Below are 21,998 nucleotides of genomic sequence, written 5' to 3'. Positions count from 1 at the left end.
ATGAAAAGAGTGCTAAAAAGCAGGTTGAAAGGAGAATGACAATGGAAAAAATGCAGTTCAAAGCGGAGTCTAAAAGACTATTGGAAATGATGATTAACTCAATTTACTCTCAAAAAGAAATCTTTTTAAGAGAGCTGATTTCAAATGCTAGTGATGCGATTGATAAAATTTATTACAAAGCTTTAACAGACGACAGCCTATCATTTGACCAGAACCATTACTACATAAAAGTTAAGGCAGACAAGGAAAATAGAACATTAACAATCTCAGATACTGGGATTGGGATGACAAAAGAAGAACTTGAGAACAACCTTGGAATTATTGCAAAAAGCGGCTCTCTTGCTTTTAAAAGTGAAAACGAGCTGAAAGATGGCCATGACATTATCGGTCAATTTGGAGTTGGTTTTTACTCAGCCTTCATGGTAGCAGACGCTATCACTGTTACAACGAAAACAATCGGCAGCGAAGATGCCTACAGATGGCATTCTGGGGGAGCAGACGGCTATACGATTGAGCTTGGTGAGAAGGAAGAGGTCGGAACGGAGATTGTTCTTAGCATCAAAGAAAACACAGAAGAAGATTCGTATGATGAATATTTAGAAGAATACCGGTTAAAAGCAATCATTAAAAAATACTCTGATTTCATCCGCTACCCAATTAAGATGGACGTAACGGAGAGAAAACGCAAAGAAGACAGCGAAACAGAGTTTGAAGAGGTTCTGGAAGAACAGACAATCAACAGCATGGTTCCGATTTGGAGAAAGAATAAAAATGAGCTCACTTCGGAAGATTACGAGAATTTTTATGCAGAAAAACGTTATGGGTTTGATAAACCGTTAAAACATATCCATATCAGTGTGGACGGTGCCGTCAGATACAACGCAATTCTATATATCCCTGAGCAGATTCCGTATGATTACTACTCTAAAGAGTTTGAAAAGGGTCTAGAGCTTTACTCTAATGGTGTGTTAATCATGGAAAAATGCTCAGACCTGCTACCTGACTATTTCAGTTTTGTAAAAGGAATGGTAGATTCTGAGGATTTATCTCTTAACATTTCAAGAGAAATCCTCCAGCATGACCGCCAGCTGAAGCTGATTGCAAAAAATATCAAAAATAAAATTAAGAGCCAGCTGCAAAGCTTATTAAAAGATGAGAGAGAAAAGTATGAAACATTCTATAACTCTTTCGGAAGACAGCTGAAATATGGCGTTTACAGTGATTTTGGTGCAAACAAAGAAGATCTTCAGAACCTGCTCATGTTCTATTCATCAAAAGAGAAAAAGCTGATCACTCTTGATGAATATGTTTTAAGCATGCCTGAAGATCAAAAGTACATTTACTATGCTGCAGGAGAAAGCTATGACCGAATTGAAAAGCTTCCGCAGACAGAGGTTGTGGCTGATAAAGGCTATGATATCTTATATTTCACGGATGAAGTGGATGAATTTGCGATCAAAATGCTGATGAACTACCAGGAAAAAGAGTTCAAATCGATTTCTAGCGGCGATTTAGGAATAGAAGCAGGCGAGAATGAAAAGGGTGCAGAATCAGAAGAGAAAGATAACAAAGACCTCTTTGAAGAGATGAAAACGATTCTTGCCGGCAAAGTGAAGGATGTAAGAATTTCTAAACGTCTCAAGTCTCATCCAGTCTGCATCGCAACTGAAGGTGACGTGACGACGGAAATGGAAAAAATTCTGAAGGCAATGCCGAACAGCCAGAATATCCAGGCTGAAAAAATCCTTGAAATTAACCGAAATCATGAAGTATTTACTTCTTTAAAAGATTCCTTTGAAAAGGATAAAGAAAAATTAGCGCTTTATACAAACCTGTTATTTAATCAGGCGCTCCTGATCGAAGGATTGCCGATTGAAGATCCGGTAGAGTTTACGAATGATATCTGCAAAATAATGGTTTAAAAAGAAACAATGCTTAATAGCGCAAAAAAGTAGAAAAGGGAGTCCTGAAAACCAGGACTCCCTTTCTCTTATTTCGGATGCATCTTAAATTTCAAAAACAGCTCATTATAATAAGCCAAATTCTTTTTGCCAAGGTTCTCATACACTTCCAGTTTTTCCGTCAGCTCAGGCGGAGGATAGAAGCGCTCATCGTTTACCATTTCTTCAGGCATGTATTTTAAGGCTTCTTTGTTAGGTGTGGAGTAGCTGACATATTCGGTGTTTTCAGCGGCCACCTCAGCATCCAGCATGAAGTTGATGAACTGATGGGCAGCTTCCGCATTTTTGGCTGTTTTCGGGATAACCATGTTATCGAACCATAAGTTTGAGCCTTCCTCAGGAACGACATACTCCAGATCTTCATTTTCATACATGATCTCTGATGCAACCCCAGACCATACAAGCCCGATTGCTGCTTCCTGATTTTCAAGCAGCATCCGGCTCTCATCTCCAACAACTGCTTTGACATTTGGAGTGAGGGAATCAAGCTTTCGTTTTGCTTCCTCTAAATGATCCTTATTTGTATCGTTTAGAGAGTAGCCGAGGCTGTTCAGGCCCATTCCTATCACTTCTCTTGCCCCGTCAATCAGCAGGATTTCATTTCGCAGATCAGGATCCCAAAGGTCATTCCAGCTCGTGATTTTTTTTCCATCTATCATCGTTGGATTATAGACAATGCCGACAGTTCCCCAGAAATATGGAACGGAATATTTATTTTCAGGGTCGAATGGCAAATCCATAAACCGGTCATCAATATTTTTCAAGTTCGGAAGCTTTGAATGATCCAAAGGGATAAGCAAATCTTCCTGTCTCATTTTATCAATCATATATTCAGAAGGAACGGCAATATCATAAGTCGTTCCGCCCTGTTCAATCTTTGTCATCATCGCCTCATTAGAATCAAACGTCTCATAGATGACTTTAATGCCTGTTTCTTTTTCAAAGCGGTCAACCAGATCGGAATTGATGTAGTCTCCCCAGTTAAAGATCGTAAGCGTGTTGCCGCTTGAGTAGCCCTGTGAAGAGTTCAGCTCTGAAACAGCATACAAAAGGATGCCCGACACGAGAATAATCGCGAAGAAAACGCGGATCAGCTTCTTCATTTTCTTACCCCCAATCCGCTTTGCTTATTTCGCTGCGTGATGAAGTAGTAAACAATCACAAGCAGGACTGTGAAAAGGAAAAGCAGGGTCGATAAGGCGTTAATATTTAATGAGATTCCCCGGCGCGCAAGTGAATAGATTTCAACGGACAGCGTAGTGAATCCATTGCCGGTTACGAAAAAGGTAACAGCGAAATCATCAAGAGAGAACGTAAGAGCCATAAAGAATCCTGCAAAAATACCCGGTGTGATAAATGGCAAGGTCACTTTAGTCAGGACATTCCAGCTGCTTGCGCCAAGATCTCTTGCTGCATCAAGCAAGGTTGGACTCATCTCCATCAGTTTCGGCAGAACCATTAAGACAACAATCGGAACGCTGAATGCAATATGAGATAAGAGGACTGAATAAAATCCAAGCTTGATTCCTGCCATCGTAAACAGGATTAGAAACGAAGCGCCAATAATAACATCAGGGCTGACAATCAGCACATTATTTAATGAAAGCAATGTGTTTTTGGTTTGCCTGCTTTTAAAAGAATGAATGGCAAGTGCTCCAAGAACACCGATAATGGTGGAAATAAGTGCTGACAGCAAGGCGATAACGAGTGTGTTCAGCACGATGATCAGCAGCCTCGCATCTGTGAAAAGCTCCTTATACCAATCAAGCGTAAATCCTTCAAAGTTGTACATCGTACCGCCGCTGTTGAACGAATAAAACACAAGGAAAAAAATTGGCGTATATAGGATGAGAAAGATCAAAATTAAAAAGATCCTGGATAGAGGGGATATTTTCTTATCCAACTTACATACCCCGCTTTCGATTTCCGGTAAGGAAGATAATCAGAAACATAAAAATAATCAAAAAGACAGCAATGGTCGACCCCATACCCCAGTCCTGAGTCACAAGGAAATGCTGTTCAATCGCAGTGCCGAGTGTGATCACTCTGTTTCCCGCAATCAGTCTTGTCAGCATGAACAGGGAAAGAGCGGGTATAAAGACCAGCTGGCAGCCAGCTTTAACGCCATCAATCGTAAGCGGGAAAATGACTCTGCGGAAGGCGGTCCAGCTTGATGCGCCCAAATCACGCGCTGCATCCAGCAGGGTTGGATTTAATTCATTCAGTGAATTGAATATAGGCAAAATCATAAATGGAATAAAGATATAAACCGATACAAAAATGAAACTGAAATCGGTGAACAATAACTGCTGCGAGCCAATGCCGATTGCTTCTAAAAAGCTGTTAGCAACACCGTACGTACCAAAAATGCCAAGAAAAGCATAGGCTTTTAACAATAAATTAATCCAGGAAGGGACAATAATCAGCAGCAGCCAAAGGTGCTTATGCTTTGTATAAGTCAGCAAATAAGCAGTTGGGTATGCAATAAGCAGGGAAAGAGCTGTAATCAAAAAAGCATACCAAAATGAACTCAAGGTCATTTTCATGTAGACCGGTGTGAAGAAGTTCTGATAATTGGCAAGCGAGAAGTTTCCTTCAATATCAATAAAAGAATAATAGAGAACTAGAACAATCGGTGCAATAACAAAGAGAGCAATCCAAAGAGCATAGGGAATCATATACAAATTTCGGGTCAGCTTATTTTCCATGCTCTTCTCCATCTGCATAGGCTTCTAAACGTCTGTCAAATTCCTCTTCGGTCTCACCGAATCTCATAACATGTATCGCTTCCGGGTCAAAATAAAGGCCGATCTCATCTCCGACAGTGGCTTTCTTTGTGGAATGCACGAGCCATTCGTTTCCATCCTTGTCATAGCTGCTGATTTCATAATGAACACCGCGGAACAATTGGGAATCAACGCGTACTTGGAGTTTTCCCCGTTCCAAAGAAGTGATTTCCAAATCTTCAGGACGAATGACGATCTCTATAGGTTCATTTGGGTTCAGACCCTGATCAACACACTCAAATTGTCTGCCGGTGAATTCTACAAGGTAATCCTCAAGCATGGTCCCTTTTACAATATTGGATTCGCCAATAAAGTCAGCAACAAAGCGGTTAATAGGCTCATCATATATATCTGTCGGAGTCCCGCTTTGCTGTATTTTTCCTTTGTCCAGAACGAAAATTTCATCTGACATCGCGAGTGCTTCTTCCTGGTCGTGGGTAACAAAGATAAAGGTAATGCCCAGACGCTGCTGGAGTTCGCGCAGTTCGTACTGCATTTCAGTGCGAAGCTTTAAGTCCAGGGCTGACAATGGTTCATCAAGAAGAATCACTTCCGGCTCATTGACAATCGCACGTGCAATTGCGACCCGCTGGCGCTGGCCTCCGGACATTTCCCGAATTTCCCTTTTTTCATATCCATCAAGGTTTACAAAGCTTAAGGCTTCTTTTACTTTCGATTCAATATCCCGATTATTCATTTTTTTAATGCGCAGTCCAAATGCAACATTTTCAAAAACATTCAAGTGAGGAAACAGTGCATAATCCTGAAACACCGTATTTACTTGGCGTTTGTTAGCAGGAACATCGTTTATTTTTTTTTCGTTAAAAAGAATTTCTCCCTCAGAAGCTTCAGTAAATCCGGCAATCAGCCGAAGAATAGTTGTCTTGCCGCAGCCTGAAGGACCAAGAAGTGTATAAAATTTGCCGCGCTCGATTTCAAAACTGACATGATTGAGGACAGCAGGATCATTGTCATATTGTTTTGTAACCTGCTTAAACTGAATAATTGTGTTTGTCATATCATTCTCCCTCTTAGTTTGCTCGGATTTGAACAAAGAAATATTTACAGAAAACGGCCAATTTTGCCATATTTATCATGAATAATTATACATGAAAGAATGCTGAAATACGAAAAAAATATCAATGGTTCTTATGTCATTATGTTCGGATTAATAAGAGATCCAAGAGATATTTTTAATAGTGGTTTGAATAAAATTCTTCATTTTCATGTGTAGAAAAATGATATTGGGAATAGTAAAGATCGTCACAATTTATATAAAGGAAGGTGTTTAGTTATGTTCAAGAAAAATTCGCATGTTAGAAAAGCAATCAGCACTATTATTTTGGCTATGGTCCTTTTATTTGGTATGCCATTAGCAGGTTCTGCCGTTGGAAAAGGAGCAAATGGTTCAGATGTATCAGTCATTCAGGGAATGCTGAAATCAGTCGGCAGCTATTCCGGGAAAATCACAGGAAAATATGACAATCTAACCGTACAGGGAGTGAGGTATTTTCAGAAAAAACATGGTCTTCCTGTTACAGGTTCTGTTGATGAAAGAACGTTTCAGTCTATTCTTTATGCTTATGCCAAGGTAAAAAATCTCTCAAACGGCGGCGGTAAAGGAGCAGGCCAAGGTGGCGGAGCAGGTGAAGGCGGAGGCCAGGGTGAAGGAGCAGGTCAAGGCGGAGGCCAGGGTGAAGGAGCAGGTGAAGGCGGAGGCCAGGGTGAAGGAGCAGGTCAAGGCGGAGGCCAAGGTGAAGGAGCAGGTGAAGGCGGAGGCCAGGGTGAAGGAGCAGGTGAAGGCGGAGGCCAGGGTGAAGGAGCAGGTGAAGGCGGAGACCAGGGTGAAGGAGCAGGCCAGGGTGAAGAAAAAGAAATAGAAGAAGGGGACGAGGCTGAAGAACAAGGTGAAGAGAAAGAGATAGAAGATGAGAAGGATCAGGAAAAAGGCGAAGAGAAAAAGATAGAAGATAAGAAGGATCAGGAAAAAGGCGAAGAGAAAAAGATAGAAGATAAGAAGGATCAGGAAAAAGGCGAAGAGAAAAAGATAGAAAATGAGAAGGATCTGGAAAAAGGTGAAGAGAAAAAGATAGAAGATGAGAAGGATCAAGAAAAAGGTGAAGGAAAAGAAATAGAAGACGGGAAAGAAAACGGCAAAAATTAATTCCCTACCTTATTGAATGCCAAAACGCTTTGGATTTTCATCCAAAGCGTTTCCTATTTATCAAATCAGTCAACTGTGTTTTTCTTCAAACAGTCTGGCAATCTCTACAATAACCTGTGTTGCTTTCAGCATATTATCAACGGAAATATATTCGAACTTGCCGTGGAAATTCTCTCCGCCTGTAAAAATATTCGGGGTAGGAAGGCCCATATAGGAGAGCTGGGATCCATCAGTGCCGCCGCGGATTGGTTCAACAATTGGCTGAATGTCCAGGTTTTCCATCGCTTTGAATGCAATGTCGACGATCTGTTTAACAGGCTCGATTTTTTCACGCATATTGTAATACTGATCATGCATCTCAAGGACGATGCGTTCGCTTCCGTATTTCTCCTTCAATTCATCAACAGCACCGGCCATCATTTGTTTTTTCTGCTGGAACTCTTCCTTATCAAAATCTCTGATAATGTAGCTTAGCTTCGTTTGCTCAACATCCCCGCTTATAGAAAGAAGATGGAAGAAGCCTTCATAGCCTTCTGTTAATTCAGGAGCTTGTTCAGCCGGCAGCTTGCTTTGCAGCTCCATTGCGATCTTAATGGAATTCACCATTTTTCCTTTAGCCGTTCCAGGGTGGATGTTGGTGCCTTTAATTGTAATGGAAGCCCCTGCCGCGCTGAAGCTTTCGTACTGGAGCTCTCCGAGAGGACCGCCGTCCACTGTGTAGGCGTATTTCGCACCAAAGGCAGCCACATCAAATTTATGTGGTCCGCGTCCGATTTCCTCATCAGGAGTAAAAGCCACTCTGATTTTGCCGTGTTTGATCTCAGGATGCCTGATCAAATAATCCATCGCTGTCATAATCTCAGCAATACCCGCTTTATTATCAGCTCCTAACAGAGTGGTGCCGTCTGTAGTTATAAGGGTATGACCTTGATAGTTTAGTAAATTGGGAAAGTCTTTTGGAGACAGAGTCACTTGTTCTGCTTCATTCAGCAGGATGTCCTGTCCGTCATAGTTTTCATGAACCTGCGGATTCACATTTTTCCCTGTAAAATCAGTTGCGGTATCAATGTGTGCCAAAAAGCCGATCGTTGGAACCTGCTTATCTGTATTGGATGGAAGAGTGGCCATCACATATCCAAATTCGTCCATGCTTACGTCCTCTAAGCCAATTGCTTTCAGTTCTTCTGCAAGTGTTCGTGCGAGTGTCAGCTGTCCTTCAGTGGAAGGACATGTTTCGCTGCCGTCATTAGATTGTGTGTCAATTATTACATAGGAAGTAAATCGTTCAATGATTTCATTTTTCATTTTTCATCAACCCTTCTTAGCCTCTTAATTTTTCTAAAATATTCTGTGCCTGATAGCCTGCCTCAAAATCAATAATCTCAGCTTTTTCGCCTTTAAGGGCTTTTACAAGCTCATCAATTAAAGAATTGGCAAGTGAACTGTCGGCATCAATCCTTTGAATAGGTTCGCCAAGCTTGCCGCCTTCAAGTGCCGACCAGTTCAGCAAGGATAGAGTTCCTTCTGTCCCATAAGCTGTAAATCGGATTTCTTCGGTTCCCGCAATCTGACTCATGCCATCGATAAAGACAGGCGTACCGTCTTGAAGCTCCATTTGAGCCAGAATGCCAATTTCAGAAGCAGTTGGATCTTCGGGATACTGAACCGATTTATTCAGAACATGAACAGGGCCAAAGATTTTTTGAATTTGCTGAATGAAGTGTACGCCGACTTCGAGGACAAAACCGCCTTGTTCACGGCTTGCTACCCAGTCATTTTGCTGCCACGGACGGGGCCATTCCGGGAAATGCATCTTTAGCTCAAGCCGTCTCAGCTTTCCAACATAGCCATCTTTTATGAGGGAAGCAAACGTTTTGCTTCCTGCACTATAGTTCAACGGAAAGTTCATTGCGTGGACGATTCCTTTTCCTTTTTCTTTTGCTTGTATGTAAAGACTTTCTGCTTCTTCCAAGGAGTTTGCCAAAGGTTTTTCACATAAGACATGCTTGCCCTTTGCAATCACATCCGTCACAATCCGATGATGAAATTTGGGTGGAACTGCTGCATACACAAGATCGATTTCTGCTTCTTCAAGCATTTTTTTATGGTCAGTAAATGAAGACACATTTCCAAGTCTTTCAGATGTTTCACGTGTAACTTCAGCATTCCGGTCACATATAGCTGAAATTATGATATCCGGATGGTCTGTAAAGTTCTTTATTAATCGCTGTCCGATTGCACCTAATCCGATAATGGCTGCCCTGATCATTTGACGTCCGCCTTTCTGAAAATAAAACTGATAATTAATTATATTAAGAAATTTGATGTATTCATAGTATCCATTCGAAAAAAGAGAAAGAGTGAAAATCCGTTTTATCTGGTATGCTGATAATTATGGAGTATAAAGTTTAGCTTGAATTAATTCCATTTGATATGATTTAAAGAGAAATCTTTAAAGAGGTGGAAACATGATTCATCAGCCTATTCATTCGTCCTTTTTTAATAAGCCTACACTGGAATTGGCCCAGGCTCTTCTCGGAAAAATTCTGGTAAAAGAAACAGCAGAAGGCATTGCTGCAGGAATAATTGTTGAAACGGAAGCCTATATCGGACCAGGGGATCAGGCTGCACACAGCTTCAATAACCGGCGGACGGCAAGAACTGAAGTCATGTTTGGACCTGCTGGCTATACTTATACATATGTCATGCACACACACTGCCTTGTAAATGTTGTAAGCGGAGTGATTGATTCTCCTGAAGCAATTTTAATTAGAGGTGTAGAGCCGGTTGAAGGGCTGAGATTGATGTATGAACGGCGAGGTCCGGTAAAAAGGGAGCAAGATCTCACAAATGGGCCCGGGAAACTGACGAAAGCATTGGGGATTGTAAAAGAAGATTATGGGCGTCCTTTATGGGAGTCGCCACTGTATATCGCCGAAGGCAGAGAACCTGAGCTTACATCTGCGGGACCGCGAATAGGAATCGACAACAGCGGAGAGGCAAGAGAATATCCATGGAGATTCTGGGTGAGCGGAAACCTGTTTGTATCGGGTACAAAGAGGAACAATTTCAGTTAAAAAAGCTGTCTCTAAGGAGGCAGCTTTTTATTATTATGAGATGAAAATAGTAAATGGCTTCAATCACCGCCGCAAATACCTCGGTCAATAAAAAGCATCTTTATTTCCAGCGTTCAAGCTTATGGATATTGCGTGTAAATAAACCAGCAAGAAATCCAGGAAAACCAAACTCCTTGATTTTACCCTTTACTTTTTCTTTCATCTCATCTGAAGTGATGTCTGGCATTGTAAAGGCTCCATTCTGGTAACAATGACTGCAATATTTATTGCTTTTAGTACCGTTTGCTTCTGTACCGCCTCCATGTTCATCTCTGGATAATGGCATACCGCAGCTCTGACAATTCTTATAAGTTTCCAAAGAAACATTCACCCCAAATCTTTTTTTACATTATCCCGTATTGTTAAAGAAAAGCATAGGCGATTCTTTCTTAGCTAATATAGGCTGTTTTCTTAAGAAATTCTTAAACATTCCACAGACAGAGTGTTAAGAATTTCCCATTAGAATGTAGATAATAACATGAAAACAGATATACTTTTGAAAGGAGCGTGAGAAAATGACAAATTATAACGTTTTAGTAGTGGATGATGATAAAGAAATTCGCGATGCGATTGAAATCTATTTAAAGAATGAAAACATAACTGTGATAAAAGCAAAAGACGGAATAGAAGCTCTTGAAAAACTGAATGAGCACTCTGTACATTTGATTCTACTGGATATTATGATGCCGCGCCTTGACGGCATTTCAACAACATTTAAAATCCGTGAGAAAAAAAACATTCCGATTATTATTCTGAGTGCTAAAAGTGAAGACACCGATAAGATACTCGGTCTGCAGGTCGGGGCAGATGACTATGTGACTAAACCGTTCAACCCCATGGAGCTGATTGCCAGAGTGAAATCACAGCTAAGACGGTATGTGACGCTTGGTACATACGAAGGTGTGAAAAAGACGGTAGATCTGAATGGTCTTACCCTTGATCAAACAGCTAAAGAAGTGACGGTGCACGGCGAGAACGTAAAACTTACCCGCATTGAATACAGCATTGTAGAGCTGCTGATGCTGAACGCCGGACGCGTGTTTTCCATCAGCGAAATCTATGAGCGGGTTTGGAATGAGCCTGGCTACAACGCCGAAAAAACCGTTGCCGTCCATATCCGAAAAATCAGAGAAAAAATAGAGATTGATCCTAAAAATCCGAGATATTTAAAGGTGGTATGGGGAATTGGGTACAAAATGGAAAAATAGTCTGACGTTCTTTCTGATCATGATGCTGCTGACTTACGGAATCAGCGGTCTGTTTTCAGGTGCTGCAAACGGTGACAGGTACTTATTTAAAAACTATTTTCAGTCTAACGAATTTCAAGAACGGCTAAACTACTTTACGAATCTTTTAAGCTTATATGAATTGAACGGCACGACAAAAGAAGAAGCTAAGGAAAAGATAAGCGTATCTGCAGAAGAAATCGAAGAACACCGCTACAGATACGGAAGTTTAACCGACCAGATTACGAACATAGAAAGTCAGTACGAAGAAGAAATTTTTGCTGCTAAGGAAAACGGAAACAGTGAAGTTGAAAAAGTGCTGACGGAAGAAAAGAATAAAAAAATAGCAGACATCACAATGAATTTTAAAGATGATGAGCATGTCCGAAAAAAGCTTATCGCAGAAAAAGAACAGAAAATCGATCAATTCTTTGAAGAAAACTATAAGTATCCTAAGTCTGAATATGAAGCAAATAAAAATCAGTTTGTTTATTACTTGAAAAGCATCGATTCAGAAGAAGTTCACACAAACTTGCAAATGTCTGAGAAAGATGATCCAAAGGAGTTTATCAATCAAAAAGACATGTACTATATTGAAAAATTTTCGGGATCAAGAGGCTATATCTATTCAACAGATGGGTTTCATTATTTTGGAAGCAGTGATATTACGGAGGATCTAACCAGAGGAGAGGAAACAAGATTCACCGGACAAATTGCCTTGTCAAAAAATGCACCGGCAGACAGCGAAACCATGATTGAATTCCGGGATTTTAATAAATCACAGGCTCTCTATTACGGACATTCCATCAGCGGACTTGCAGCCCTTTTCATCAGTGTATTTCTTCTAAGAAAACGTCCGCTGTTTGAACCCATTCTCAAAAGCAATTGGGCACAGGTGTACCTCCGCCTGCCTCTGGATGTGAAAATTCTCTTCACAGCCATTGCGCTTATCGGAAGCATCATCTGTATGTTCGGAGTGATCGATTATTATCCGTTCCGCTATGGATACGAATGGCTCTACGCTTTTATCTTTTTGGTTATTGGAACGCTGTTTATCTCAGCACTCATCGTTCAGGCAGTCCTTCTCATTCACTGCTTTAAAACAGAAGGCCATTTCAAGACTGAATGGAAAACAACGATTCTTTACAAGCTTGCGAAGGCGGTGGCAGACGCGTTTCTGATTCAGAAGGTAGGCATTCAGCTTTTGATTTTGCTAGGCATTGTTTTCTGCTTTGGGATGGGAGCGGCAGCAGTGATTGTAGAGGCCGCATTCCTGCTTATCTACATTCCTGCTTTTCTGGTTATTGGCCTTCCGGTTGTGCTGTTTATGTTTAAACGAATTGGCTATTTTAATAAAATTGTGGCGAACTCAAATGACATTATGCTGGGCAACCTTGAAATGGACCTGCCGGTTAAGGGGAAAACGGCCCTTGCGACACTTGCTTCGAATATGAATGCTCTGAAGCATGGCGTAAAAACTTCACATCAGAAGCAGGTAAAGAGTGAACGGCTTAAAACGGAGCTGATTACAAATGTCAGCCACGATTTGCGGACACCGCTTACTTCGATCATCAGCTATACGGAATTATTGAAAAATCCGAACCTGTCAGAAGAGGAACGAGATTCCTATGTGCAAATTGTCGACCGTAAATCACAGCGCCTGAAAATCCTGATTGATGATTTGTTTGAGGCGTCAAAAATGGCGAGCGGCAATATTGATCTAGTAAAACAAAAAGTAGATATTGCACAGCTTCTGCAGCAGGCGCTTGCTGAATATAATGAAGCAATCAGCCAGTCTTCCCTGCAATTCAGGGTGACTCATTCGGATGAACCTGTTTATGCAGTCGTAGATGGGCAAAAAATGTGGAGAGTGTTTGAAAATTTGATTGGCAACATCCTTAAGTATTCCTTAGAGAATACTAGAGTGTACCTTTCCGTTAAAAAAAACAGGGATCAAGTCCTCATCTCTTTTAAGAATGTAACGAAGTATGAGCTCAGTGAAAACACTGATGAGTTATTTGAACGGTTTAAACGCGGAGACTCATCACGTCATACCGAAGGCTCTGGACTGGGCCTGACAATTGCCAAATCAATTGTTGAACTTCATGGAGGCCGATTGGAGATTGAAGTGGATGGAGATTTATTTAAAGTAGCCATTCTATTGGACGCTAATTAAAAAACAAAAAGAACAGCCGGTTTCCTTATCCAGGATACCGGCTGTTCACTTTCATCTATTCAACATCTTCATCTGGACGAGCCCAGACAGAAACACTTTTTCCGTTAACCGGGAACGTCGCAAAGCCATCTTCATCAATAGTGATATGCTCTTCACGGGTGCCAGTTATGTCCACCCATACTTCACCTGCATGGTGCTCGCCGACACACATCCTTTTTTCCCCTTCATCTCCATTTGAAATGACTACTGCACAGCCTGAACGGTCGAATTCATCTGCGCCGCGTCTTACCCATCCGATTGTATTTGGATGGTCGAAGTAATCCTCCTGCTCACCATAGGCTCTTGTCTGTCTGGCATAAAGGAGGGGATCAATCGCTTCTCTTTTGCCATCAATTGGGTTGTCTCCGTCAATTCCGTAGTAATCACCATAGAATACACAAGGATATCCTTGTTCTCTGAGGAGAATCAGAGCATAAGCGCTTTGCTTAAACCAATCCTCAACCCATGATTCAAGCGCTTCCTCAGGCTGGGAATCATGATTATCAACAAATGTGACGGCATGTTCCGGGTGGGAGCCCACAAGTGTATCCTCAAAAATGGTTGAGAGATCAAATTCATTTCCTTTCATGGATGCTTCATGAAGCTTGTAGTGAAGAGATACATCAAATAAACTCATTTTGTAGTCAATCTTATCAAGGAAATCCTGGCATGCCTTTAAGTCTGATTTCCAAAACTCGCCTACAAAATAAAAATCTTCTCCGCGGTCTTCATAAAGCTCTTCAGCAAACCGCTGAACAAACTCATGATTGATATGTTTAATGGCATCAAGGCGGTACCCATCACACTGAAGCGTATCTGCAAGCCACTTGCCCCATGAAATCATTTCATCCTGAACTTCTTCATTATTATAGTCAATGTTGGCAAACATTAAGTAATCATAATTGCCGAATTCCCCATCAACATTTTCATTCCAGTCTTTATTGTCACCGACAATTTTAAAAATGCCGATTTTATCGTTTTTCGCATCGTAATCCGTTCCATTAAAATGCTCAAAATTCCATTCAAAAGACGAATACCTTCCTTTTCTTCCGGGGAAGTTGAATTTTGTCCAGCCTTCAATATTAACCGGCTTCGATAATTCTTCAGTGCGGTCCTCCTGATCCACTTCAATCACTTTAAATAGTTCCGTCTCATCAGCACCTGCTTTATGATTCATAACCAAATCCACATAAACGGCAATGCCGTTATCGTGACAGGCTTTAATGGCAGCAATTAATTCCTTCTTTAATCCATATTTCGTTCGGACAGACCCCTTTTGATTGAACTCTCCCAGATCATATAAGTCATACACACCATACCCGACATCATCTCCAGATTGGGCTTTTGTAACGGGAGGAATCCAAACGGAATCAATGCCTCTTTCCTTTAGCTCCGGCGCTAACTTCTTCAGCCTGTTCCAATGTGTTCCAGTAGGTCGTACATGCCACTCAAAAAACTGCATCATTGTGTGATTTTGTTCCATCCAGAATTCCCCTTTTCATTGTGTTCTTTCTGCTATCCTACTTTCTACCCTTAATAGTAGGAAATGAAGCAGAATCTTTTAAAAATTTTCTTCTGCCTTTTATCGCATTCAATTAAGGGTTCACAAAAGAATTACGGTTTGCGAAATAAATAGAATTCCTTATAATAAGAAATATTAAAAAATTCTGTAAGAAGAGCTGTCTATGGAATTCAACTGGTAATTCACCCTGTCCGGGTGCAAATATACATTTACCATAGAAAGAGAGGAATTATAAATGGCTGCCATATTTTCCAAAGAAAGATTTCTGGAGGAGCTTGATCAGTGCCCAGAGTTCGAGGGAATCAATTCAGAAGAATTGGCGGATAAACTATCAATCCTTGCTGATATCGGAAAAACTCCAGATGGAGGCATTACAAGATTTCCTTATACGAATGAAGAGAAACAGGCAAAGTCCGTTTTTAAAGAATGGATGTCGGAAATTGGCTTAGACGTCCGGGAAGATGCGATCGGAAATTTATTCGGCACGCTTCATGGGAGCTCGCCTGATCTTCCAGTCGTGATGACAGGCTCTCATTTGGACAGTGTGCCAAATGGCGGGGCATTTGACGGGCCGCTGGGATGCTTGAGCAGTTTGCTTGCGATCAAGGCCATCGCTTCTAAACAAGAGAAGCCAAAGCGTTCAATTGAGCTTGCTGTCTTTGTAGACGAGGAAGGAGCACGGTTTAAAAATGGAATTTTTGGAAGCCGAGTCATGATGGGTGAAGTTGACGCAGCAGATTTCAAATCATTTAAAGATGATAAAGGTAACGTTCTATACGATGAAATGGTAAGATGCGGGCATGATCCGGAACGAGTGCAGGATTCGTACAGAAATCCAGAGGATATTCATGCTTTTCTTGAACTTCATATTGAACAGGGAAAACGCCTCGAGTCAGCAAACAAAAACATCGGCATCGTGAGCGGCATTGCCGGTCCATCCTGGACATGCTTTACGTTTATAGGCAACACAGATCACGCGGGTAATACGCCGATGAACTTTCGCCGGGATACACTGGCGGCAGCAGCAGAATTTATTTTAAAAGTTGAACAGGCGCCGGGAAGGTTCAGCCAAACGGCTGTTGCAACGGTCGGAAAAATAAACGTCTTTCCAAACGGGACGAACGTTATTTCCGGCAAAACAGAGGTCATTGTGGATGCAAGGGATATTGATTTGGCTGCCAGAGATGCCATGATTTCCGCATTAAAAGATGAAGCAATGAATCTCTCAAAGGTAAGAGGAGTGACTGTTGACATAAACGACGGCATCAATATATCGCCTGTGATCGTACCAGATCATATACAGGAAGTTATCCAATCATCTGCTGAAGCGAGTGGAATGACCTCGCTCTTTCTTCCCAGCGGAGCAGGGCATGACGCAATGACACTGGGAAAATATGTGCCTTCAGGCATGATTTTTGTGCCGAGCTTAAACGGGAAAAGCCATTCACCAGAGGAGTGGACCTCACTCCCTGACTGCATCAGAGGTGTACAGGTGCTGAAAGAATCACTTGCCAGGCTTGCAAATAGCTAGGTGAGGAGTCAATGAAATGATTAAGTAAAAAAACCTCTTCCGTATTTGGGAGAGGTTTTTTTGAAAAGATAAGTTTAAATCTCATAGAAACATAGTCATATAATTGCCGGAAAATAAGGGGGGTATATGGAATTTAATAAGCAATAACTCACATGTATTAAGTAGTAATTTTTTCATTATTCAAGTTTCATATTGAACGTTAGTGGGAAAATGTGGTAGTAATAAGATGGAGTACATACGAGATATCCGAAAGGAGCCCATCCATTGAAAAAAATAATACAGCTTAGTCTGGTTTTAATGCTGATCTTTACTGGGGGTTGCGGAATGAGCAAAGAAAAAGAAAACGGTAAAATAGATGCTTCGTCAATGGCTGATACGGAAGCATTTAAAGATGAGTTTACACGTGAATTTTTGACTTCAAATGAAGAGGTTGAAGAAGGGTATTATACATTCCAATCAAAGACAAAGGGATATACGATGTTGTTTCCTGAAAACGCAAAGATCTCCAGCGGCGATTATGAACAAATTGAAAATACATACGAGGCACTAAGTTTTAGTGAAAATTTAAATGAAGAAAATATTACATACTTTATTTCGACTAATTTTGAAGAAAGCTCACATGCAGGGAATATCTCTTTGAACACGAAAATATTGTCAAGGGTGTCAGGCTATGATGGTGAATACTCAAAGTATGAACTTAACGATAAGACAATATATTTCGGAGAAAAACAGAATAATGATAAAGGCTTTTATTCTTATATTGCCTATATAAAATCTAATAATACAGATAAAGGTATCCGTTTTATTTATAATGGTAGATGCTTAGACAGAGATCAATCATGTGAGCTATCCCCTTCTAATATAAGAGGAAAAATTAAAAAAATTACAGATTCTATTAAATTCAAGTAATTTAGGTGATTTTATGAACAGTAAAGAAGTGTTGGGTACTGATATAATTAGGGCTAGAATCGCTGAACGAGAATACGGGGGAAAGAAACAGGTTCCGATTACCGAGGAAGACATTAGAAAAATTTATATTGAAGAAACTGGAAATAAACCTCCTGCAAAAATAAAAGTCTATCACTCTGATGATTATAAGGGAAGTAAAAGTGCGGATTCGGGTTTTGATGGAACAATTATACATTTTTTTGATTCTGAAAAAGGAATAAATCAGTCTTATACAATTACCAGAGGTAGTGAACATAAAGAAGGTAATAGCTATGAAGATAAACCTTTAGATTGGATATATAATGCTATGGGGATTTTTTCAGGCGTAAACGAGAGTCAGTTTGATTCAGCATTACAATTTGAAATACTGGTAAGTGATGAAATTGATAAAAATCTTGAATATGAATACAAATTATTAAATGCAAAAGGCGTCGATTTACCAAATAAAGAAATACCATTGAAAAAGATTGGAGTTGGGCATTCATTAGGTGGAAACCTTATTCAAATGTTGTCCATAATTAACGGTGACTTTGAGAATGTTTATGCAATTAATGACGCTCCCCCAAGTGCATACCAATTGGCAACAATAGATTCGGAATTCAGAGGTAGTTTATATACAAAGTATAATATAAAGGAATCCGATTTTAACAAAATCTACACCATCCCCCCAGTGGAACTAAAAGCATTCGCCGAAAACTACTACAAAGAAAAAGGAAAGAACATTCACCACCTCACCAACGAAGAAGACATGCTGTTTGCAGCATTTGATCTGCGTGGATTTCTTAATTTGGGGAGCCGGACAATCTTGGATTCTGATCCTGATTTTGTGAGTATCCGCGACAGAATCGGCAATCTTTCTGACGAAGATCTTCATGAGATGCAGAAGTTTCTTGTAAAGTATGCACCAGCTTACCGTGTTGGAGGCTATAACGGCTTAATCAAGGCGATGACAGGTATTGATCTGGTTCTTTTGCAGGATCTAAAAAGTACATGGAGCGATTTTAGTATTACGGATAACCCGGTGGATACACTTGATTCGGTCTGGGAGACGGTCAAAAATTTTGACGAGATTACAGTTAATCTCAAGGATTTTGCGCTGCAGCTGCCGCAATTGATTAAAAATCTTCCGGTCCTGTTGAGCATTTTTACTAATCTGACGAGCGGGGAAATTGACCTTATTGTGGATGAACTTAAAGGAATGGAGAAGGATGTAAAGGAAATCCAGAGCTTGATTGCAAGTCTTGCAGATTTGACGGCGATGGATGGGCTTCTAACTCTTAATCCCATAGAATTTGTTCAAAAAATGTTTACTATTAAAGATCTTTTTGAAGCAATTGATGCGAAAATCGATCAGCTTTTCGGACGTTTCGATACCATTAAAGCCATCATCAAGGAGGCAAAGGTGGAATTTGGCGAGGCAGCAGAGGGCCACAGCCTTCAGCAGGTTTCCAATGCACTTGCTAAGAAAGGCAGACGTTATGAAGGCGGAAGTCTCTTTATCTTTAAGGTTGGCGGGAATGGACAGAAAATCGAAGTGAATCTCTCTTCAGCTGTGAGGATTTATCAATCAGGAATGGATTCCTATGATGATCAGGAGGCTGCTCTGAGAAGATACCAGCGTGCTTTTGAGGCTGTCTTCTTTGAGGATTACGAGAGAAGAAAAGGAGATCTTCTAAGCAAGATTCATGATATGGAATCTAATCCGCGTTCTTATCGCAAGCTGCTTGCCATAGGAAGCGAATATGAAGTGAAAAGCATTCATGTTCATGAACAAATTAAAGCGCTGCCTGCAGTCTTCTCAGACCGTTTAGATGTAACGGTCCTTCATTTTCAGGATCAATTCGATAAAGGGAGAAAACTCATCTCTTCCATTAAGACCTCCATTGAGAAGATGTTTCAAGAAGAAAAGGACATTGCTTCTATTTTTGATCTCAGATAAGGAGGAATATGTGTGAACCAGCTTTATAAAGAGCACGTGTTTGATTCTGCTAAGGATTTAAGATACAAAGCGGATCCTCTTAATTTCCAGCTTGAAACGCTGGCTTCTGCAGGGGTTGAGCTTTCCAATCTGATAAGAGCTGAGCTTGCAGGGAGTACGGCAGAGTTTATTGCCCAAATATCCATTGAACTGACCAAGCTTCGTTCTGAAAATGAAGCAGTCATCAGCCAGCAGATTAACAGCAATCATATGCTCGCGATTCAATATTCCAACTTGGTGAATGATACGAATGCTCAATACATGACCATTCGATATGATAAGAAAGAACCGGTTGGATAAAATCACGCACCCCGTTATATATTTTCAAGAAATCCCGGAATCAAGAACGGGACTATTTCATTAAGAGTATGGAAAAATTTTATAAAAATTACCTTAAAATAGGTTTTATCGGTAAAATATATGGGTAATTAATAACAGAATTGAGGAAACCAGTAATATTCTTCCTCTATTACATAATAGTAGATAGAATGTACCATTTTACTAGTATTCTAGAAGTAACAATTGACCTTCATGGTCTTTGTTTATACAATTAATGTAAATTCGTGTAAAAGGAGAGATGAAAATGTCAGGAATTATTCGCGTTACCCCTGCAGAACTTGTCGATATGTCAAAACGTTATAACAATGAAGGTGGAGAGCTTGGTCTTCTTATTGGACGTCTAGACAGCATGATTGGTCAATTACAGGCTATGTGGGAAGGGGAAGCAAGCAACGCTTTCAGAGATCAATATGAACAGCTTAAGCCTTCTTTCGTAGATATGCAGCATTTAGTTGAAGATATTTCAAGACAATTAGAGAAGACAGCACACGCTCTTCAAGAGGCTGATGCAAACATTGCAGGCCAAATCCGCGGTTAATAGGATCTGACAATCTAATGAAGTGCAGAAAGGAGCGCCCATTCTAAATCAGATGATGGCGCTTCTTCATTTTTGAGGTGAAAAGGCATGTATATTGAAGTGACAATCGATTTGAAGCATTACACAGGAGAAACATTTGATTTGCGTCTATCAAATTATCACTCTGTCAAAAAAGTAGTGGATATAGTATGGCAGACAAGATGCATTTCTGACCCACCTCGAGAAGGGTATTGGGTGCGCGTTCCCAATAAGCAGATTGTCCTATCAGGCAACCATAAGCTTGTAGAATGCGGAATTACAACAGGAGATCGTTTTGAAATCCTATGAAGGAGTCATTCTCAATGTCAGAAAAAAAACAGACTTATTTAGAGCAGCAGCTTGAGGCCGTCATAACGAAGGAAGATGGCTATACTTTCATCTTTCAAACAGAAAAAGTAAAACTGGATCAAGCAGCAGAAATCGATATGCTGAAAGAAATGGATCCATCCATTAAGCGGGAAATCGTTCTGACTGAAGATGAATTAAGAGTTCATGTTCAGCCTCCGGAGACTTATTTAGGTTTTTCCAGTTTAAATAAAAAAGAAGAGCGAAGCAAGTGGAATTTTTCCTATCAGCTGGTAAAAAAGGTGAAAAATCACTCGTTATCACGGCTTCATTTGATTATATGTCCTGAAAACATTTTATTTGACCAAAGCTTTACGCCCTATTTTCTTCATTACGGTGTAATGGAAAGTATTCCTCCATATGAACAGGCCGGGGACAGGCTATGGCAGGAATTGAAAGCCTGTGCTGCAGCTGCTGTTGATTCCAAATATACCTTTGAACAATATCTGAAATTCAATGAAACTTTGGACATTTCACCAGTATCCAGGGAATTGCTTTCAGCGGCAGATTATCCTGAATTGTTAACCCTGATAGAAAAGAACATGAGGGAAATCGACAAGAAGAATGCCGCTCTGGTATCCATTCCTGAAAAGAAATGGAAGCTTACACGGTACATAGCTCTGGGATTTCTTGTTTTGCTTGTTCCTGCACTTATTTATACAGCTTATTCCCTTTTTTCCCTTCATCCTAAACAAGAAGCGTTTGTAGAGAGCAATGAATACTATTTGGGCAACGATTACAGTGAAGTAGTCAGCACCCTTGCAGGCTACAGCATAGAAGAAATGCCTAACGTTGTTAAATTTCAATTAGCATCGTCTTACATAGTCAATGAATCTTTGACAGAAGACCAAAAGGAAAGCCTGCAAAACACGCTGACCCTTCAATCCGATCCGCAGTACCTTGAATATTGGATTCATATAGGAAGAGGCGAGGCTAAAGAGGCACTCGATCTTGCAAGAAATCTTGAGGACCGGGATCTGATTGTATTTGGACTGATTCAATACCAGAACCAAATAAAAGCAGATACCGAAATGAACAGTGAAGAAAAGCAGCAAGAACTTCAAAAAATTGATGCAGAAATAAAACAATTTGAAGAAGAACGAGAAGCCCAGAAGAAAGAAGAAGAACAGAAGTTAGAGGAAGAACAGAAAGCGAAAGAGCAAGTGGAAGAACAGCAGAAAGCAGAAGAAGAGGCAAAAAAGGCAGCTGAGCAGGCGAAAGCAGAGAAAAAGCCAGCGGCTCCTGCAAAATCGGGTTCCAACTGACGATTATAGGCAACAGGAGGTGATT

At 40.5% G+C, this 21,998-nt stretch carries 20 protein-coding genes; 12 read left to right on the top strand and 8 right to left on the bottom strand.

All coding sequences use genetic code 11. The annotated features are described in order from the left end of the window. The first annotated feature begins 41 nt into the window (after positions 1-41). Positions 42-1,922, top strand: a complete 1,881-nt coding sequence (gene htpG / locus QLQ22_RS24695) for a molecular chaperone HtpG (protein WP_284015771.1) — start codon at positions 42-44, stop codon at positions 1,920-1,922. A 68-nt stretch (positions 1,923-1,990) separates the two neighbouring features. Here the strand turns inward: htpG and QLQ22_RS24690 are convergent, their stop codons facing one another. From QLQ22_RS24690 to QLQ22_RS24675, 4 genes are read right to left on the bottom strand one after another with little or no spacing between them, the layout of a single operon-like run. After that, positions 1,991-3,064 carry an ABC transporter substrate-binding protein gene (locus QLQ22_RS24690; protein ID WP_252207776.1) on the bottom strand — a complete coding sequence of 358 codons (1,074 nt, stop codon included), beginning with the start codon at positions 3,062-3,064 and terminating at the stop codon, positions 1,991-1,993. After that, positions 3,061-3,864 carry an ABC transporter permease gene (locus tag QLQ22_RS24685; protein WP_223438770.1) on the bottom strand — a complete coding sequence of 268 codons (804 nt, stop codon included), beginning with the start codon at positions 3,862-3,864 and terminating at the stop codon, positions 3,061-3,063. Before QLQ22_RS24685 ends, QLQ22_RS24690 begins: the two co-directional genes overlap by 4 nt. Before the next feature lies 1 nt (position 3,865). After that, the gene (locus QLQ22_RS24680) at positions 3,866-4,669 is read right to left on the bottom strand and encodes an ABC transporter permease (protein WP_223438769.1); all 804 of its coding nucleotides are present in this window, start codon (positions 4,667-4,669) and stop codon (positions 3,866-3,868) included. Continuing rightward, positions 4,659-5,765, bottom strand: coding sequence for an ABC transporter ATP-binding protein (locus QLQ22_RS24675; RefSeq protein WP_252207775.1), 1,107 nt, complete (start codon positions 5,763-5,765; stop codon positions 4,659-4,661). Before QLQ22_RS24675 ends, QLQ22_RS24680 begins: the two co-directional genes overlap by 11 nt. 276 nt (positions 5,766-6,041) lie before the next feature. Here QLQ22_RS24675 and QLQ22_RS24670 point away from each other — a divergent pair, with 276 nt between their 5' ends. Beyond that, a complete protein-coding gene (locus QLQ22_RS24670; protein WP_284015770.1) occupies positions 6,042-6,911 on the top strand; it encodes a peptidoglycan-binding domain-containing protein in 870 nt (289 codons plus the stop codon). Positions 6,912-6,980: 69 nt separating this feature from the next. On the opposite strand, the gene pepT is transcribed toward QLQ22_RS24670, so the two are convergent. Both pepT and QLQ22_RS24660 read right to left on the bottom strand, forming a co-directional pair. Continuing rightward, entirely contained in the window at positions 6,981-8,216 is a 1,236-nt protein-coding gene (pepT, locus tag QLQ22_RS24665) for a peptidase T (RefSeq protein ID WP_223438766.1), read from the bottom strand. 16 nt (positions 8,217-8,232) lie between these two features. Then, on the bottom strand, positions 8,233-9,180 hold the full coding sequence (locus QLQ22_RS24660; protein ID WP_223438765.1) for a Gfo/Idh/MocA family protein: 948 nt from the start codon (positions 9,178-9,180) through the stop codon (positions 8,233-8,235). Between the two features lie 199 nt (positions 9,181-9,379). Here QLQ22_RS24660 and QLQ22_RS24655 point away from each other — a divergent pair, with 199 nt between their 5' ends. Beyond that, the gene (locus QLQ22_RS24655; protein ID WP_223438764.1) at positions 9,380-9,988 is read left to right on the top strand and encodes a DNA-3-methyladenine glycosylase; all 609 of its coding nucleotides are present in this window, start codon (positions 9,380-9,382) and stop codon (positions 9,986-9,988) included. Positions 9,989-10,088: 100 nt separating this feature from the next. Here QLQ22_RS24655 and QLQ22_RS24650 read toward each other — a convergent pair whose 3' ends face one another. Then, positions 10,089-10,346, bottom strand: coding sequence for a zinc ribbon domain-containing protein (locus tag QLQ22_RS24650; RefSeq protein WP_223438763.1), 258 nt, complete (start codon positions 10,344-10,346; stop codon positions 10,089-10,091). Positions 10,347-10,542: 196 nt separating this feature from the next. Between QLQ22_RS24650 and QLQ22_RS24645 the strand changes: the two genes are divergently transcribed. Beyond that, complete coding sequence (locus tag QLQ22_RS24645; RefSeq protein WP_223438762.1) at positions 10,543-11,235, top strand: response regulator transcription factor; 693 nt, start codon at positions 10,543-10,545, stop codon at positions 11,233-11,235. Continuing rightward, on the top strand, positions 11,213-13,429 hold the full coding sequence (locus tag QLQ22_RS24640) for a sensor histidine kinase (RefSeq protein WP_284015769.1): 2,217 nt from the start codon (positions 11,213-11,215) through the stop codon (positions 13,427-13,429). Before QLQ22_RS24645 ends, QLQ22_RS24640 begins: the two co-directional genes overlap by 23 nt. A 55-nt stretch (positions 13,430-13,484) precedes the next feature. Here QLQ22_RS24640 and QLQ22_RS24635 read toward each other — a convergent pair whose 3' ends face one another. After that, the gene (locus tag QLQ22_RS24635) at positions 13,485-14,951 is read right to left on the bottom strand and encodes an alpha-amylase (RefSeq protein ID WP_252207770.1); all 1,467 of its coding nucleotides are present in this window, start codon (positions 14,949-14,951) and stop codon (positions 13,485-13,487) included. A gap of 274 nt (positions 14,952-15,225) precedes the next feature. Between QLQ22_RS24635 and QLQ22_RS24630 the strand changes: the two genes are divergently transcribed. From QLQ22_RS24630 to essB, 7 genes are all read left to right on the top strand, one after another. After that, positions 15,226-16,521 carry a Zn-dependent hydrolase gene (locus tag QLQ22_RS24630; RefSeq protein ID WP_252207768.1) on the top strand — a complete coding sequence of 432 codons (1,296 nt, stop codon included), beginning with the start codon at positions 15,226-15,228 and terminating at the stop codon, positions 16,519-16,521. A 264-nt stretch (positions 16,522-16,785) separates the two neighbouring features. Next, positions 16,786-17,430, top strand: a complete 645-nt coding sequence (locus QLQ22_RS24625; protein ID WP_284015768.1) for a hypothetical protein — start codon at positions 16,786-16,788, stop codon at positions 17,428-17,430. A gap of 13 nt (positions 17,431-17,443) precedes the next feature. Further along, complete coding sequence (locus QLQ22_RS24620) at positions 17,444-19,408, top strand: DUF6792 domain-containing protein (RefSeq protein WP_252207765.1); 1,965 nt, start codon at positions 17,444-17,446, stop codon at positions 19,406-19,408. A 12-nt stretch (positions 19,409-19,420) separates the two neighbouring features. Next, a complete protein-coding gene (locus QLQ22_RS24615; protein WP_223438756.1) occupies positions 19,421-19,747 on the top strand; it encodes a hypothetical protein in 327 nt (108 codons plus the stop codon). A 283-nt stretch (positions 19,748-20,030) separates the two neighbouring features. Further along, positions 20,031-20,324 (top strand): WXG100 family type VII secretion target, encoded by a 294-nt coding sequence (locus tag QLQ22_RS24610; RefSeq protein WP_223438755.1) that lies wholly within the window; start codon positions 20,031-20,033, stop codon positions 20,322-20,324. 87 nt (positions 20,325-20,411) lie between these two features. Then, entirely contained in the window at positions 20,412-20,651 is a 240-nt protein-coding gene (gene yukD, locus QLQ22_RS24605) for an ESX secretion system protein YukD (protein WP_223438754.1), read from the top strand. Between the two features lie 14 nt (positions 20,652-20,665). Continuing rightward, positions 20,666-21,973 (top strand): type VII secretion protein EssB, encoded by a 1,308-nt coding sequence (gene essB, locus QLQ22_RS24600; RefSeq protein ID WP_223438753.1) that lies wholly within the window; start codon positions 20,666-20,668, stop codon positions 21,971-21,973. Positions 21,974-21,998 lie beyond the last annotated feature (25 nt).

Source organism: Metabacillus hrfriensis, assembly GCF_030127205.1.
GTDB classification, from domain to species: Bacteria; Bacillota; Bacilli; order Bacillales; family Bacillaceae; genus Bacillus_P; species Bacillus_P dongyingensis.
This window is presented reverse-complemented; position numbering and strand designations above follow the sequence as displayed.